Here is a 14377-nt window from a genome sequence, read left to right as displayed (position 1 = left end):
CGTACACTTGGCGGGTGGATCAGGAAATCACGCCGCAAAAACCCCGCCGTCCGCGCACCAGGCCGAATCCCGTCGAACAGGGTTCGCTGCCGCTCGCCGCGCCGAAACGGAAGTCGACGAAAACGGCGGCATCGACGCCCGCGGCGAAGGCCGGGCGCGCCGACCTCACCGCGCGCCCGAAGATTTCGGTGCCGCCGGTCGGCGCGGTCAAGCGGCCGCCCGGCAAGGCGAAGGTCGAGCAGAAATCGCCGCCGCGCTTCGACTGGCCGCGCTTGCGCGATCGCTTGATCGAATACGCCAAACTTGCGCGCATGCACCGGCCGATCGGCGCGGCGTTGCTGCTGTGGCCGACCTGGTGGGCGCTGTGGCTTGCGGCGGGCGATTTCCCGCCGTGGAGCGCACTCGTGATCTTCACGCTCGGCGTGTTCCTGACGCGCTCGGCCGGCTGCGCGATCAACGACTATGCCGACCGCAAGCTCGATCCCCAAGTGAAGCGCACGCGCGAACGTCCGCTCGCGGCCGGCAAGGTATCGCCGCACGAAGCGCTGGCCGTATTTTTCGTCTTGCTCGCGCTGGCATTCGTGCTCGTGCTGTTCACCAACCGGCTGACGATCGAGCTGTCGTTCGTCGGCGCTTTCCTCGCCGCGACGTATCCGTTCACCAAACGTTACACGCATCTGCCGCAGGTCTACCTCGGTGCCGCGTTCGGCTGGGGCATCCCGATGGCGTTCGCCGCGGTGACGAATGCGACGCCGCCGCTGTGCTGGCTGCTGTTCCTCGCCAACGTGCTGTTCTCGACGATCTACGACACCGAATACGCAATGGTCGACCGCGACGACGACCTGCGCGTCGGCGCCAAGTCGACCGCGATCCTGTTCGGCGACGCGGACCTGCCCATCCTCGGCGTGCTGATGGCCACGTTTCTCGGCGCGATGGCGCTGGTCGCGCAGCGTGGCCATCTGCACTGGCCCTACTTCGCCGGCGTTGCCGTCGCCGCGTCGCTGTTCGCCTGGCAGCTATGGATCATGCGCGGCCGCGGCCGCGACGCGTGCTTCGCCGCGTTCCGCAACAACAACTGGGTCGGCATGGCGCTGTGGGTGGGCATGGTCGTGTCGCTGGCGATGAAGTGATCGAATACATGACCGACGACCACGGCGACGCAGACGCCATTCGCTATTTGCAAGTCGATGTATTCGCCGAACGCGCCGGCGGCGGCAACCCGCTCGGCGTGGTGTTCGGCGCGGATGCGTGGAGCGAGGCCGACATGCAGCGCTTCGCGAAATGGACCAACCTCGTCGAAACGACATTCGTGCTCGCGCCGGGCGACGCGCGCGCGAGCTACCGCCTGCGCATCTTCACGCCGACCAGGGAAATCCCGTTCGCCGGACATCCGTCGATAGGCAGCGCGCATGCGGCGCTCGAAACCGGCCGTGCATGCGCGCGCGCCGGCGAGTTGCTGCAGGAATGCGGCGCGGGCCTGTTGCCGATCCGCGTCGGGGGCGAAGGGACGTGCAGACGTCTATTCGTCCGATCGCCCGCTGCGCGCGTGGTGCGCGAAGGCGGCGACGATGCCCTGCTACGCGCCGCACTCGGCGGCATGAGACTCGGCGCACTGCCGCCGGCCTTCATCGACGGCGGCCGGCGCTGGTGGGTGGCCGAACTCGCGGACGAGGCATCGCTGCGCGCGTGGAAGCCCGACCATGCCGCGATCCTCGCGCTGGCGCGCGCGGGCGACGGCATGGGCCTGTGCGTATTCGCCCGTGCGGACACGGCCGCCGTGCCACCGCCGCCCAATCCCGAATCTCCCGGCTACGATCTCGTCGTGCGCGCGTTCCCGGCCGGTGTCGGCATCGGCGAAGACCCTGCTTCGGGTGCGGCCAACGGTTTGATCGCGGCGTATATCGCGCAGCGCGAACCGCATGGCGCGCTCGCGCGGGGTTATCGCGTCAGCCAGGGCCGCGAGACCGGCCACGACGCCACGCTCGACGTGCGCATCGACGGCAGCTCCGCCGCCGCCGTCATCTGGGTCGGCGGACGTTCGCACACGATCGTCGACGGCACGATCAGGTGCCGCATCGGCGACGCACGCTGATGTGAGAAATGTGGGTTAAGGAATCGTCGGCCTTGCGCGAATCCGGCGGGAATCGTGGAACGGCATGGACGCAGCGACTACACTGGCAGCCATCGAGTCCGTGTCCGTGCCGTATCCATGAAGTCCATTCCGAATTTTCGCGCCCTGCCGCGCGACCGGCGACTGTTGTCGGCATTCGTCCTTGCGCTGATCTGCGCGGCCTGCGGCGAAGCGCCGCCGCCGGCTGCGCCGGCTCTCCCGACGCCTTCGATCCCGCGCATCAGCGACAAGGTCGAGGCCGCGGGCACCGACGGCGTCGAAGTCGCTGCGCGCTATCCGGCCATGCGCAGCGAACTGGCGCCGCTCGACGCGGCGATGCACGCCTACACCGAGACGCAACAGGCCGCGCTCGCCGCACGCATTAAGAAACTCAAACTCGAAGCCGAGCGCGCCGAGCGGCCCGGCAAGCTCGATCTCGACTTCACCATCGCCACGCAGACCGTCGCCTTCGTCAGCGCGCTGGCGCAAGGGCAGGCCGACGTCGGCGACGGCAAGCCGACGCCGCTGCGCGCCGCGTTCAACCTGCATCTGGCCAGCGGTCGCATCGTCGCTTTGGGCGACCTGTTCACCGATGCCGACGCGGTGCTGAAACTGTTCAGCGACGAGGCGCGCCGCCGCCTTTACGCCGAATACGAGGCGCGCCTGTACAACCAGAACTTGGCGCAGGCCGAACTCACCGCACGCATGAAAGCGATGCACGCGCTCGTCGACAAGGGCACCGAGCCCACAGCGGAGAACTTCGCCTCGTTCCTGGTCGACGGCGTCGACGGCAAGGCGATCGGCATTACCCTGATCTTTCCGCCCGGCCAGGTTGCGGACGAAACCGAGGGTGCGCAGCAGGTCGAAGTGCCGGTCAAACTGTTCGCCGACAAGATCAAGTCCGAATACGGCGATGCGTTCGACCAGGACAGCGCCGCGCCTAATGCGCAGCCGACCTCCGATTCTCCGAGCTCGCGCTGAGCGCAGCGGATGGCCACCGGGCAGATCCTGTATTTCGTCCTCAGCGCGGCGCTGATCCTCGCCGGCCTCGCCGGCACCGTGCTGCCCGCGCTGCCCGGCGTGCCGCTGGTGTTCGCGGGCATGCTGCTCGCGGCCTGGGCCGATCATTTCGCGCACGTCGGCACGTTCACGCTGATCGTGCTCGGTGCGTTGTCGCTGCTCGCGCTCGCGGTCGATTTTCTCGCCGGCCTGCTCGGCGCGAAGCGCGTCGGCGCCAGCGCGCATGCGCTCTGGGGCGCGATGCTCGGCACCGTCGTCGGCTTGTTCCTCGGCCTGCCGGGCATCGTGCTCGGGCCGTTCCTCGGCGCGGTCGCGGGCGAGTTGCTCGTCGGCAGCGCGCTCGGTCGCGCCACGCACGTCGGCATCGGCACCTGGCTCGGCCTGTTGTTCGGCACGCTGGCGAAGATCGCGCTGTGCTTCACCATGCTCGGCGTGTTCGCACTCGCGTTTGTGCTGTAGCAATAGGATCAGCGCGACAGATGCGCGATCGCCGCAGTAGCTGCCTCGCGATCCGCATCGTCGAACGGCTGCACGTCGACCGCTTCGATCGTCGCCGGATCGAGGCAATGCACATTGACGTCGCAGCCGTCGGGATTCGAGCGTGGTATGTAGAACGACTTGATTCCGCAGACGCGGCAGAAGCGATGCTTCGCGACACCAGTGTTGAACGTGTACTCGGTCAGGGCATCGACACCGGCGAGCAGGCGGAAGCGCGCCGCGGGGACGATCAGGTGCAGGAAGCCCGTCATGCGGCAGATCGAGCAATTGCATTCGAGTGCCGCTATGCGCGCGGGTGCGTCGACCTCGAAGCGCACCGCGCCGCAGTGACAACCACCGCAATGGGTGACGAGTGCGCTCATGCGCGCGGCGGAATCACGTAACGCAGGATCGAGAAGTACTGCAACACGCTGCCGGCGAGCACGAATAGATGCCAGATCGCGTGGTGGTAGCGCAGCGATTTCATCCGGTAGAAAACCACGCCGAGCGTGTAGGCCGCGCCGCCGCCGAACAGCAGCCACAGGCCGGCGGGCGCGAGCGCGGCGACGAGCGGCTTGATCGCGGCGAGGCCGACCCAACCCATGCCGATGTACAGCGCGACCATCGCGCCGCGATAACGGCGCAGGTGGGTCAGCTCGAACAGCGAGCCGAGCGCGGCGAGCGACCAGACGATCGCGAACAGGCTCCAGCCCCAGACGCCGCGCAACGTAACGAGCACGTAGGGCGTGTAGGTGCCGGCGATCAAAAGGAAGATCGCGATGTGGTCGAACGCGCGCAGGCGCGGCCGCGCGGGCATGGCGTCGTTCGCGTGGCGGATGCCGGCGCCGTGATAGAGCGTCGAGGCGAGATAAAGCAACATCATGGTTGCGGCGTAGACGGCGCAGGCGACCGCCGCGTGCGGCGTTGCGCTGACCCGCGCCACCGCGAGCAGCACGACGGCGCCGATCGCGGCGAGCGCGAGACCGAGGCCGTGGGTCAGCGTATTGGCGATTTCCTCGCGGTTGACGTGCGCCGCGGCGATCGTTGCGTTCATGCGGCGACCATATCCGCTGTCGCGTTTGAAAGAAAGCGACCAGTCTGCGCCGCGGTCGAGCTCGTACAGATCGGGGCGAGATCGAGGACGGAAAAGGGAATGCGTCTGCCGGTCATCGTCGGGCCTGATCAGCGCTGAAGCCTCGTCGAGTGGATCGGAATCTCATGGAGGAACCCTTCTCCCGGTGGGAGAAGGGAAGAATTACGTGTTCCTCAGCCTTTTCGCTCCGCCGCCTTTTCCGCCGCCGGCGCGCCTTTCTGCTGTGCGCCGGCGATGCGCACCTGCGTGCCGGTGACGACACCGTCGGGCGGGTTCTCGACGACACGGTCGTCGGCCGCCAGGCCGGAGCCGATCTCGACCGTCTTGCCGAGGTCGCGCGCGATCGTCACCGGCTTGACCACGATCTTGTCGTCCGCGCCGACGGTGGCGACGGCGACGCCCTTGGCGTTGATGATCAGCGCGCTCGCGGGCACGCTGAGCACGTTCGCAACGTTGGCGAGGTTCAGGTGTACGCTGGCGTAGCCGCCGGGCAGCAGTTCGCCGCCGGAGTTGTCGACGACGAGCTGCATCTGGGTCGTGCCCGAGGCGGCGTTGACCGCCTGCGCGGAGGCTTCGACGTCGGCCGTCCAGGTCCTGCCGGTGTGGTCGGGCACGCTCAGCGTCGCCTTGGTGCCCGCCGGCACGCTCGGCACGTAGTTCTGCGGCACGGCGAGGTTGACGCGCAGCTTGTGCGTGTCGGAGACGACGAACAGTTCCGAGCCCGCCGCGCTGCCGGCGTTGACCAGCGCGCCGACGTCGGTGTTGCGCGCGGTGACGGTGCCGTCGAACGGCGCGGCGATGCGCGCGAAGTTCTTCATCGCGACCAGGCGCGCGAGGTTGGCCTGCGCGGAATTCGCGGCGGCCTGCTTGGCGGCGAGGTCGCCGGTCTTCTCGTCGACGTCCTGTTTGGCGACGAGATTGGTCTTGCCCAGCGTCTGCCAGCGCTGCGCCGTGGTGCGCGCGAGATTGGCGTTGGCCTGCGCGGTGGCGAGGTCGGCGCGCGCCTGCGCGAGCTGCTGGTCGAGGTCGGGCGTTTCCAGTTCGGCGAGCACGTCGCCGGCCTTCACCTGCGCGCCGATGTCGTACTTCCACGATTTGACGTAACCCGCCACGCGCGCATAGATCGGCGCGCGCTGCCAGGCTTCGAGGCGGCCCGGCAGTTCGAGTCCGGCCGTGTTCGCGGACGACGAAGGCGGGTCGACCGCGACGGTCGGCAGCGCCTGCGCCTCGGTCCAGTCGCGCAGGCGCGAGGATTCGCCGGCGCGCGTGGTGATGCCGTAGACCACGATCACCGCGGCGACCACGGCCGCGGCGAGGCCGGTCAGGCGCAGGCCGCGGCGCGAAACGGGTTGGTTGGTGGTGACAGACGGTGACATGTGATTCTCCAAGGCTATCAAGGTCAAGAGAGTCGCCACGAAGACACGAAGAACGGCAAAGCAAATATCGGCTCTTTCTTTGGCTTTTCTTCGTGTGCTTCCTTCGTGATCTTCGTGTCTTCGTGGCAACTCTTTTTTGCTTTTGATTTATCCGACGGGTTGGGGTTGTAGTGAAACTTGCGGTGCCGGTTTTTCGCCGTGGCGCCGATGGATGATGCTGAACACGACCGGGACGAAGAACAGCGTGGCGACCGTGGCGAAGACGAGGCCGCCGATCACGGCGCGGCCGAGCGGCGCGTTCTGCTCGCCGCCTTCGCCGAGGCCGAGCGCCATCGGCAGCATGCCGATCACCATCGCCAAGGCCGTCATCAGCACCGGACGCAGGCGCACGAAGCCGGCCTCGAGCGCGGCCGCGGTGGCGTCGCCGAGTTCGTCGAGCTTTTCGCGCGCGAACGAGATCACGAGCACGCTGTTCGCCGTCGCCACGCCCATGCACATGATCGCGCCGGTCAGGGCGGGCACGCTCAACGTGGTGTGCGTGGCGAACAGCATCCAGATGATGCCGGCCAGCGCCGCGGGCAGCGCGGTGATGATGACGAACGGATCGCTCCACGACTGGAAGTTGATCACGATGAGGAAATAGATCAGCGCGATCGCGCCGACGAGGCCGAACAGCAGGCCCGAGAACGCGCCGTTCATCGTCTTCACCTGGCCGAGCAGGACGGCGTTCGCGCCCTTGGGCAGCTCCTTCGCGTTGGCGTCGATGACCTTCTGGATGTCGGCGGCGACGCCGCCGAGGTCGCGGTCCTGCGTCGTCGCGTAGATCTGCACGAGCGGTCGGATGTCGTATTCGCTGAATACGCCGTTGACCTGGGTGCGCGTGATGTCGGCGACGCCGCCGAGCACCGCGGTCGTGCCGCCGGGCGCGTTGATCGGGAGATTGCGCAGTTTCTCCAGCGAGTCGAGGTTGTACTGCGGCGTCTGCATCACGATCGGATAGGTCACGCCGTTGGCCGGGTTGAGCCAGAACGTCGGCGCGACCTGGCTCGAGCCGGCGAGGTTGACGACCAGACTCGAGGTCACGTCGCGCGTGGTCACGCCGGCGTACTGCGCGCGCGTGCGGTCGACGTCGACCTTGAGCGCCGGCGCGCGGCCGGTCTGCTGGATGCGCGCGTCGGCCACGCCGGGCACGTGCTTGATCTGCGCGAGCAGCTTGCTCGCGTAGGCGAAATTCTCGGCGAGGTTGTTGCCGCGCACCTGCAGGTCGATCGGCGCGGGCGCGCCGAAGTTGAGGATCTGGCTGACGATGTCGGCCGGCAGGAAGGCGAAGGTCATGCCCGGGAAGCGCCGCGGCAATTCCTCGCGCAGGCGGCGCATGTGGCCGGCGGTCGGCGCGTGGCCTTCGGCGAGCGCGACCTGGATGTCGCCGTCCTGCTCGCCGATCGTGCCGGTGTTGTTGTAGACCGTGTTGATCGCGGACAGGAACGGCGCGCCGATGTTGTCGGCGATCGTGCCGACCTCGTCGGCAGGAACGATCTCGCGGATCGCCTTTTCGACCTCGGCGAAACGCGCGGAGGTTTCCTCCACGCGCGTGCCGACCGGCGCGCGCACGTGGATCAGGATCTGGCCCGCGTCGACGAACGGGAAGAAGTTGCGGCCGAGGAACGGCACGAGCAGGAACGAGGCGACGACGACGGCGAGGAAGCCGCCGACGAACGCCTTGCGGTGCGCGAGCGCAAGGCCGAGCAGGTCGTGGTAGCCCGCGCGCATGCGCTCGAAGCGCGCTTCGAAGCCGCGCTGGAAGTTGACGAGCGGGTTGTTCGATCCAGGCATGCCTGCCCTCACCCCACCATCGACTCCGTCGATGGCCCCCCCCTCTCCCGCTGCGTGGGCGAGGGACGAATGCGGGTGGCCCTTGGCCGCCAGTAAATGATTGGCCATCGTCGGTACCAGCGTGCGCGAGAGCAGGAACGAACACGCCATCGCCGCCATCACCGCTTCGGCCATCGGCACGAACAGGAAGCGCGCGATGCCCTCGAGGAAGAACATCGGCACGAACACGATGCAGATGCACAGCATCGAGACGAAGGCGGGCGTGACGATCTGTGCGGCGCCGTCGAGGATGGCCGTGCGCACGTCCTTGCCGTGCTCGAGGTGCCAGTTGATGTTCTCGATCGTCACCGTGGCGTCGTCGACGAGGATGCCGACCGCGAGCGCGAGGCCGCCGAGCGTCATGATGTTGAGCGTCTCGCCGAGCGCGGAGAGGGTGATGATCGCGCCGAGAATGGCCAGCGGAATCGAAATCGCGATGATCACGGTCGAGCGCCACGAGCCGAGGAACAGCAGGATCATCAGGCTGGTCAGCACGGCCGCGATCACGCCTTCCTTGGCCACGCCGCCGATCGCGCTGCGCACGAAGATCGACTGGTCGCCGACGAGCTTGACCACGAGCGCGTCTGGCAGCGACGGCTTGACCGCCTCGAGCATCGCCTTGACGCCGTCGACGATCGCCAGCGTCGAGGTCGAGCCGCTCTTGAGCACGTTCATCAGCACCGAGCGGCCGCCGTCGACGTGGACGATGTTGGTCTGCACCGCGTTGCCGTCGCGCACGTTGGCGACGTCGCGGATGTAGACCATGGCGCCGTTGACCGCCTTGATCGGCAGCGCGGCGATGTCCTTGAGGTTCGAGGGTGCGTTGTTGAGGTTGATCGCGTACTCGAACGCGTCGATCTTCTGCACGCCGACCGGCGTGAGCACGTTCTGCGCGGCGAGCGCATTGGCCACGTCCTGGCCGGTGAGTCCGCGCGCCTGCAGCGCCGCCGTGTCGAGGTCGATCTGCACCTGGCGCGCCTTGCCGCCGAACGGATACGGGATCGCCGAGCCCTCCACAGTGACCAAGCGCGTGCGCAGCGAGTTCATCGCGAGGTCGGCGAGGTTGGCTTCGGTGAGGCCTTTGCCCGACAGCGCGAGCTGCAGGATCGGCACGGTCGAGGCGCTGTAGTTGAGCACGAGCGGCGGCGTCGTGCCGGCCGGCATGTTCTTCACCATCGTCTGCGACGCGGCGGTGACCTGCGCGTTCGCCGTGGCGATGTTGACGCCCGGATGGAAGTAGATCTTGACGATGCCGAAACCGGTGTACGAGTTCGCTTCGATGTGCTCGATGTCGTTGACCATCGTCGTCAATGCGCGCTCGAACGGCGTGGTGATGCGCCCGGCCATCTGGTCGGGCGGCAGGCCGGTGTACTGCCAGGCCACGCCGATCACCGGGATGTTGATGTTCGGGAAGATGTCGGTCGGCGTGCGCAACGCCGCGAGCGGGCCGATGATGAGGATGAGCAGCGCCAGCACGACGAACGTGTACGGGCGCGACAGCGCGATGCGAACCAGGGCTTGCATGTCGAATAGATACCGGAGCGAAAAACTTGCCGAGGCAATTATGCTGCCTCGCCGCAGATTTTCATCGCCGCGTACATGAAGATTTGTTTAGGGAAACTTTGCGCTTGGCAGGATTTTTCGATTCACGGGCGCCGCCGTCATTCAGCCGGCGGTGTCGCCGCCGATGCTCCTGATGCAAGGGCCGGTCATGGCCGCGCGTGCTTGCGGACAACCGTGTCGTCTGCGCGCGGCGGTTCGCCGCCGCGACGACGCATGAGGCGATCGAATGCCTTGAAATCGGCGCGGGCGCGACGTTCGGCAAAGAATGCGGCCGTGTTCATCACGGCCAGTTTCTCGGCGACGGCGGTTGCGACGAATTGATTGACGCTGACGCCCTCGATTTTGGCCAGCCGGGCCACCTCGGTTTTCACCGAACGCGGCAGGCGAAGCGGGTAAGTGCTTTGCGACTCTTTCATGTGGAAATCCTGTGCAATGCCTTTGCAGGCGCGAGTACCTCGACCCCGAACCGCAACGGGGCTTCGCCGAAATCCCTTCGATTGAACGTGACGATCGCCTGCGCGCGACCGTTGACCGCGGCTTCGAGCACCAGTTCGTCGGACGGATCGCGCAATTGCGGCCGCCATATGAAATGACTTTCCACCGGTTCGACCATCGCCAGCAACGCATCCACGAACACGACGACATCGGATTCGGCCAGCCCGGAAGCCAGTCGGTGCTCGGCGCGCCGGCAGGTCGCTTCGTACTCCAAAGCCAGGGCGACGTTGGCGAGCAGTACCGCATCGCCTTTGCGCGCCGCCCGCAACAATGCCGCCGATGCCCCCGTCGGGCTTCGCATCGCCGCAACGACCGCACTCGTGTCCAGCACCATTCTCACATCGCCTACGATATCACACTATCAGCGATGCCTCGCCGCCGCCGGTGTACTTGATGCGCAGGCCATTCCTGCCGTTTCCCCGCCTGGTCAGGCGAACGGATTGACTATCCGGACTTGCGCCAACACTTCGCCAGCCTGCATGTCTTCGCTGTAAAGCACTCCGCAGCCACCGCATTGCGCGGCGACGACGATCAGCGCGTCGTAGAACGCGATACTGCGCGTCTGGTGCAGGTCGAGCGCCGCCTGGATCATCTCGCCGTCGATCTGCACCACGTCGAACTGTTGCAGCGAGGCGAGCTGCAGGCGCAGGTGCGCGGAGCTCAACTTCAGTTTGCGCAGGCCGACGTTGCAGTATTCCTGCAGCACCTGGGTGGAGACCACGCCCTCGCCGGAAAGCTTCAATTCGCGCAGCAGGCGCAGCGCTTTCTTCTGCTTGACCTTCTCGTCGCTCGCCTCGGCGTAGACGATGACGTTGGAGTCGACGAAGCTACGCACGCCGGTTCGCTTCCTCGCGGTCGAACTTCCAGCCGCGCAGCTTCGCCTTGCCGGCCAGCGCGCGCTTCTCGAAGGCGGCGTGATCGGCCTCGCGCTGCGAAGCTCCGGCCAATTGTTCCAGATGATCGCGCACCGCCTGATTGAGGCTCTTGCCCATGCGCTTCGCTGCGGCGCGCGCCCGCTCGGCCAGTTTTTCATCGATGGCGAGGGTGATGTTCATGGCAGTCTCCGCGTGTTCCACGCAGAATATGTGTACACGGATGACGTGTCAAATCCGGGTGTGTCGATCGAATTCCAAGCCCGCCGGATGGCGGAAAATTCGACCGGCACTCATTCGCGAAACATCAATGACGCCTGCGATCCGTGTTTCGCTTTCCGACCACCAAGGACAAGGCCCGCATGAGCGGACCCTGTCGTGACTCAAGCGGGTTTCGGGATGGAACGCCCTACCATTTGAAGCCCATCGAGAACTTGAACGTCCGCGGATAACCGGTGATGTTCCCGGTCGTATTGTAGGAAAGCGGATAGAACGTCGGATATGCAGAATCCACGTCGGTGAGGTTCTTGAAGTTCAACGCATTGATCAGGTCGGCGCGCAGATAGAAGCTCATGCCGCGGGTCAGGTCGAAGCTCTTGGTCGCCTGCAGGTCGATCGAGCGATAGCCGAAGATCGGACCGCCGATCAGGAAGCGTTTGCCGCCCGAAGGGATGCCGGCCACGGGCAGATTGTTTGCCCCGTTCGGCGCCGTCTCCGGATAGTCGTAGTACAGGAACCCGTTGTCCGGATACGGCGTCGACAGCGTCAGCTTGCCGCCGAAGGTGATGTCCCAGAAGCCGTCGTAGGATCCGGTGACGACGAGGCGATGCTTGGGCGCCGCATTCGAGGTGATGAACCGGTACTGCTGGATCGTCTCTTGATCGAACGAGTAGTGCTCGTTGATGTCGCGATTCTGCGTCGCGTTCGTGTAGGTGTACGCGAACGACACGCCCCAGCCCGAGTCCTTGGTGTACGGTTTTTCGACGGACAGCAGCACTTGCGTGGAGCGCGTCTCGATGCCGTTGCTGCCGAGAATCAGGGCGCCGAAGCCCGGAATGGCGTCACCCCAGGGCTGGCCGCCGTTCTGCCAGAACGCGCCGTTCGGATAGCGGTTGCCGAGCGTGAACACGAAGCCGTCCTTGCTGACGACCCGTGCAATGGTGGCGTCGGTATTCCAGTCGCCGACCTTGTTGCGCATGCCGATCGAGAACTGATCGGAATACGGCACCTTGAGGTTGTTGCTGAGCGCGTCGTATTCCTGGCCGGCATTGCTGCCCTGAACCAGAGCCTGCAGCGCGGAGACAGTCGTATAGCTCGGATCCCACGCCACGCACGGAGTGCCCTTGCAAGGCTGGGTAGCGCTGCTGAAGTAGATTTTCGGTTCCGACAACGCGAACTTGGTCTGTTCGAGTTGCAGATAGTCGTAGAGGTCGCGATCGTAGGAGCGCCCGGCACCGCCGAAGATCACGTGTTCCTCATCGCCGTTCAGATCGTAGGAAAAACCCAAGCGCGGTTGCCATTCGTTCTTTTGAGCGCTGCGGTTGTGACCGTTACTGATGTAGTCGTTGATGTTGACGCCGCCCGCCGCAAGTTGCTGCGCGTAGGTCACGCCGTCCGGCGCATTCGGGTCATGCCCGTTGAGCAGGGCATCGACCACGTTCGCGGGCGTCACCCAGTTGAGATAGGACGGATTTTTCTCCATGTCCCAGCGCACGCCGAGGTTCAACGTCAGATGATCGTTGACCGCCCAGTCGTCCTGGATGTACGCGCCATACTGCTTGTCCTTGGAGGTGACGAGCGGGCTGAAGCCCACGGAAGGCGTTGCAAAGACGGCCGCATAAGGCGTGGTGCCTGTGCCCGGCGGGCAGGTGGGGTCGGTGCTCGTGAGCGGACAGACGTTGTAGTACAACTGCGCCGTCGCATCACCGGCATCCTGGGAGACGAGCTTCACATCCTTGATCTTGAAACCCATCTTGACGGTGTGATCACCCATCCAGCTGAGATTGTTGAAGGTCAGGTTGTCCGCAATCGCCGGACCCTTCTGACCCTTGTTCTGCGCTGCGCGCGGGTCCGGCGCGCCGACATTGAGGATCGTTCCGTCATTGGTCGGACCGTAGGTGTAGACCGCACCCACTCCGGAGGTGATTGCCTGGGGAACATTGAAGGCGTTTTCATAAGTGAAGAGCAGTTCGTTGAACCAACTGTCCGCCGTGTGCTCCCAGCGCAAATCGAAGCGCTTGTCGGTGTTCTTGGTGACGATGCCTGCCGATGCGGTCGTCTGGTCGCCAACATTGTCCACCGCGTTTTCATCGCGATATTGGCCGCTGAACTCGATGCGGTCGCGATCGGAAAATTCCCAGTCGATCTTGCCGAAGTACAGATTTTCGGTGAACGGATTGCTGGCGGGGCCCAACTGCGACTCGACGCTCGATGGCAACAGGTCGGTGATGCCGCTCACTCCCGGGACTACCGTAACAGGGCTGTTGAACGTCTTGCGCTCGTAGGTGAAGAAATAGTGCAGCTGGTCCTGGATGATCGGGCCGCCGGCGGCGAAGCCGTATTCTTTCTGCACCGATGGGACTTTGCCATTGCCGGAGGTTTGTTCCGATGGCGTTTCGGCGCGATAGTCCTGATCGGTGAAGTTGTAGAACACCTCGCCGTGGAACTCGTTCGTGCCCGATTTGGTCACTGCGGTTACGGCGGCGCTGGATACCTGGTCGTATTCGGCCTTGTAGTTGGACGTGATGACCTTGTATTCGCCGATCGCCAACTGCGAGAAGGGGTTTCCCTGGCTGGAAAATTGGCCGCTGACGCCGCCCTGCTTCACATAGCTCTTCTGGCCGACGCCGTCGATGTAGACGTTGACCGAACTGGTGTTCTGCGCGCCGCCCTGCAGCGAGGTGTGGCCCGACGAGTCGGTGGTGAAAATCATGCCGGGTACCGCGTCGGCGAATTCGAGGAAGTTGCGCGTCGACTGCGGAACCGTGGCGATATCGTGCAGCGAGACGGTGCCGCCGATTTCCGAGGTCTTCACTTCGGCCAAGGCCGTTCCCGTCACGGTGATGCCTTCGAGCGTTGCCGCGCCGGCCGTCGTGGCGTTGCCTGCCGCGGCTGGCGCAGCAATATCCAGAGTACCGGTCGAGGCGACGCTCAATGTCACGGTCTTCTCCGTGCCCGGCCCGGCATCGACCTGATACGTGCCCGGCGGCAATCCGACCAGCGCATAGCTACCGTCCTTGCTGCTCATCGTCGTGCGACGCAAGCCGGTGGCGACGTTTTTGGCTGTGATCTGCATCTCCGGCGGCGCCTTGCCGCGCAGCCCGGCATCCGAAGATTGCGCCCAACTCATCGCAGGCATCGTCATCGTCGTGACGACAGCGGTGCGGATCAGCGAGGCGAGCAGTTTTTTCTTGAAGGGCAGTGATTTTTTCATCGTTCTCCTCCCAAAGGTAACGGTGTGTTATGCGGATTTTTGTTTGCGGCGAATTCGGTCGAGCGG

Annotated in this window: 13 protein-coding genes; 4 read left to right on the top strand and 9 right to left on the bottom strand. The window is 65.4% G+C overall.

Annotated features, from left to right (window positions below):
* The first annotated feature begins 272 nt into the window (after positions 1-272).
* The 4 genes from ubiA to QM741_RS04095 all read left to right on the top strand — a co-directional run bounded on the left by ubiA (position 273) and on the right by QM741_RS04095 (position 3589).
* On the top strand, positions 273-1130 hold the full coding sequence (gene ubiA / locus QM741_RS04110) for a 4-hydroxybenzoate octaprenyltransferase (RefSeq protein WP_415209072.1): 858 nt from the start codon (positions 273-275) through the stop codon (positions 1128-1130).
* Positions 1131-1138: 8 nt separating this feature from the next.
* Positions 1139-2092 carry a PhzF family phenazine biosynthesis protein gene (locus QM741_RS04105; protein ID WP_415209071.1) on the top strand — a complete coding sequence of 318 codons (954 nt, stop codon included), beginning with the start codon at positions 1139-1141 and terminating at the stop codon, positions 2090-2092.
* Positions 2093-2209: 117 nt separating this feature from the next.
* A complete protein-coding gene (locus QM741_RS04100; RefSeq protein ID WP_415206470.1) occupies positions 2210-3091 on the top strand; it encodes a hypothetical protein in 882 nt (293 codons plus the stop codon).
* A gap of 9 nt (positions 3092-3100) precedes the next feature.
* Entirely contained in the window at positions 3101-3589 is a 489-nt protein-coding gene (locus QM741_RS04095; protein ID WP_415206469.1) for a DUF456 domain-containing protein, read from the top strand.
* Positions 3590-3597: 8 nt separating this feature from the next.
* Here the strand turns inward: QM741_RS04095 and QM741_RS04090 are convergent, their stop codons facing one another.
* The 9 genes from QM741_RS04090 to QM741_RS04050 form a co-directional block, all read right to left on the bottom strand.
* Positions 3598-3990 (bottom strand): GFA family protein, encoded by a 393-nt coding sequence (locus QM741_RS04090; protein WP_415206468.1) that lies wholly within the window; start codon positions 3988-3990, stop codon positions 3598-3600.
* On the bottom strand, positions 3987-4661 hold the full coding sequence (gene trhA, locus QM741_RS04085; protein WP_415206467.1) for a PAQR family membrane homeostasis protein TrhA: 675 nt from the start codon (positions 4659-4661) through the stop codon (positions 3987-3989). The genes QM741_RS04090 and trhA overlap by 4 nt, the downstream gene beginning before the upstream one ends.
* A 212-nt stretch (positions 4662-4873) precedes the next feature.
* Positions 4874-6076, bottom strand: a complete 1203-nt coding sequence (locus QM741_RS04080) for an efflux RND transporter periplasmic adaptor subunit (protein WP_415206466.1) — start codon at positions 6074-6076, stop codon at positions 4874-4876.
* A 147-nt stretch (positions 6077-6223) separates the two neighbouring features.
* Positions 6224-9472 (bottom strand): efflux RND transporter permease subunit, encoded by a 3249-nt coding sequence (locus QM741_RS04075; RefSeq protein ID WP_415206465.1) that lies wholly within the window; start codon positions 9470-9472, stop codon positions 6224-6226.
* Between the two features lie 185 nt (positions 9473-9657).
* On the bottom strand, positions 9658-9882 hold the full coding sequence (locus tag QM741_RS04070; protein ID WP_415206464.1) for a hypothetical protein: 225 nt from the start codon (positions 9880-9882) through the stop codon (positions 9658-9660).
* Between the two features lie 41 nt (positions 9883-9923).
* Positions 9924-10340, bottom strand: a complete 417-nt coding sequence (locus QM741_RS04065) for a putative toxin-antitoxin system toxin component, PIN family (RefSeq protein ID WP_415206463.1) — start codon at positions 10338-10340, stop codon at positions 9924-9926.
* A 93-nt stretch (positions 10341-10433) separates the two neighbouring features.
* A complete protein-coding gene (locus QM741_RS04060) occupies positions 10434-10841 on the bottom strand; it encodes a PIN domain-containing protein (RefSeq protein WP_415206462.1) in 408 nt (135 codons plus the stop codon).
* Positions 10834-11061 (bottom strand): hypothetical protein, encoded by a 228-nt coding sequence (locus QM741_RS04055; protein ID WP_415206461.1) that lies wholly within the window; start codon positions 11059-11061, stop codon positions 10834-10836. The genes QM741_RS04060 and QM741_RS04055 overlap by 8 nt, the downstream gene beginning before the upstream one ends.
* Positions 11062-11287: 226 nt before the next feature.
* Positions 11288-14311: a TonB-dependent receptor domain-containing protein gene (locus QM741_RS04050; protein WP_415206460.1), complete on the bottom strand. Its 3024-nt coding sequence runs from the start codon at positions 14309-14311 to the stop codon at positions 11288-11290.
* Positions 14312-14377: the final 66 nt, after the last annotated feature.

Origin of the sequence: Rudaea sp., assembly GCF_047601565.1 — a bacterium.
Classification (GTDB): domain Bacteria; phylum Pseudomonadota; class Gammaproteobacteria; order Xanthomonadales; family Rhodanobacteraceae; genus Rudaea.
The sequence above is the reverse complement of the archived record's forward strand: the minus strand, read 5'-3'. Positions and strand labels throughout refer to the sequence as shown.

Bases quoted from the DNA above. Each gene is read 5' to 3' on its own strand.
- QM741_RS04105 (WP_415209071.1), top strand. From the start codon at position 1,139: ATGACCGACGACCACGGCGACGCAGACGCCATTCGCTATTTGCAAGTC.
- QM741_RS04100 (WP_415206470.1), top strand. From the start codon at position 2,210: ATGAAGTCCATTCCGAATTTTCGCGCCCTGCCGCGCGACCGGCGACTG.
- QM741_RS04095 (WP_415206469.1), top strand. From the start codon at position 3,101: ATGGCCACCGGGCAGATCCTGTATTTCGTCCTCAGCGCGGCGCTGATC.
- QM741_RS04090 (WP_415206468.1), bottom strand. From the start codon at position 3,990: ATGAGCGCACTCGTCACCCATTGCGGTGGTTGTCACTGCGGCGCGGTG.
- trhA (WP_415206467.1), bottom strand. From the start codon at position 4,661: ATGAACGCAACGATCGCCGCGGCGCACGTCAACCGCGAGGAAATCGCC.
- QM741_RS04080 (WP_415206466.1), bottom strand. From the start codon at position 6,076: ATGTCACCGTCTGTCACCACCAACCAACCCGTTTCGCGCCGCGGCCTG.
- QM741_RS04075 (WP_415206465.1), bottom strand. From the start codon at position 9,472: ATGCAAGCCCTGGTTCGCATCGCGCTGTCGCGCCCGTACACGTTCGTC.
- QM741_RS04065 (WP_415206463.1), bottom strand. From the start codon at position 10,340: ATGGTGCTGGACACGAGTGCGGTCGTTGCGGCGATGCGAAGCCCGACG.
- QM741_RS04055 (WP_415206461.1), bottom strand. From the start codon at position 11,061: ATGAACATCACCCTCGCCATCGATGAAAAACTGGCCGAGCGGGCGCGC.
- QM741_RS04050 (WP_415206460.1), bottom strand. From the start codon at position 14,311: ATGAAAAAATCACTGCCCTTCAAGAAAAAACTGCTCGCCTCGCTGATC.